At 31.5% G+C, this 1,311-nt stretch carries 2 protein-coding genes; both read right to left on the bottom strand.

The window, feature by feature from the left end:
- On the bottom strand, positions 1 to 488 hold a 488-nt coding region (locus tag C245_RS23470; protein WP_035747220.1), incomplete at its 3' end, for a hypothetical protein.
- Positions 489 to 508: 20 nt separating this feature from the next.
- The coding region (locus tag C245_RS23475; RefSeq protein WP_017498854.1) for a hypothetical protein at positions 509 to 1,311 on the bottom strand (803 nt) is incomplete at its 5' end.

Below are 1,311 nucleotides of genomic sequence, written 5' to 3' on the forward strand. Positions count from 1 at the left end.
CCACATCCGTCATAATTGCAGGGGTTACTAAAAAAAATAAAAACCACTTTTTTGTCTTTGGAATAGATTGGAGGCGAGACACTAAACCTAATAGTTTCATAAGGTGTCGATTCACTATATTTTATAAAAGGATATTTGAATTTACTTAAATTCCAATTTACTTCTTCTCTCTTTTGATTGGCTAAATATTCAAAGTTCATTGATTTAATTAGCTTTTTTATTTTTACAGAATCTATTGGCGTATAAAAGTACTCTTCAAAAGTTTCTTTAGTAAAAAATGTTTTCTGATCATGAAATATTAGACTCTCTTTATACAGAGCAATAGTGGTATCTTTATCCTTTACATATAACTGTTTTCTACCCTCTATTAAACTATTTGTTATTTGGTTTATTACCTCATAATCTTCGTTATCAACTTTGCTGATTGTTTGACCAATAGCAACATTAGCTAATAAAGAGAAAAACAAAAAAATTAAATGCGCTTTCATATTTTCTAATTAGTAGGTTTTTATTGGCAAGCTTTTTTCCCTCTCGGATTAAAGCTATTATTTCCTGAATTTTTGTACTCTGAATAAATTCTATCCAATATTCTCTCTTGGTCAGCTTGAGGAAGATTTTTAAAGGCCTTTGTTTCTGCTAAACCACCCCATGCCATATCATCGTAAAACAATTTGGGTAGATTATATCCTTTCAAATTGCCATACTCTTGCAAGGCAACAGATATTTCCTGTACAATATTAGTATCGGCAAAAATATTATGCTGAGCATCATTTAAATCTTTATTGAATTGATTAAAATATGTCTCTACCAAGTTAACATAGCTCTTATCTATATCTCTGTATCTGTAAACACTAACCAAATACGCATGAAAACACTCATGAAGTAAAGTTTTTGCGATTGAAAGATCTGTCGAAACTGAAAGATCACTTTCATTTAAAGTTGTAGTTACTTTACCATCTAATACTACTTTACTTGTACTTCCAGGGCTATCTGCTGATAAATTGCCCTTAATTATGAGCCAATTGTAATTAGTAGGTGTAGGATTTACTCCTGAAAATTTTGCAATTACCTGAGAAAACTTACCCTTTTGTAATTTTTTTATATCATTGACAATGTTATCAATACATACGGGCAAATTAGTCTTTATCTGTTTTACTATATTTTGTGCATTTTCTGAAGTCGTAGAACTTCCACTTCCACCACCTCCCGGAGACTTCACATATCCCTTTGGACTATTACCTTTCGATCCTGATTTTAGACTGCCTCCATAAGCTCCTCCTCCATATTCCTGCTTATTCTCGGATTTTTCTC

Source organism: Flavobacterium sp. WG21, assembly GCF_000335775.1.
Lineage (GTDB): Bacteria > Bacteroidota > Bacteroidia > Flavobacteriales > Flavobacteriaceae > Flavobacterium > Flavobacterium tructae.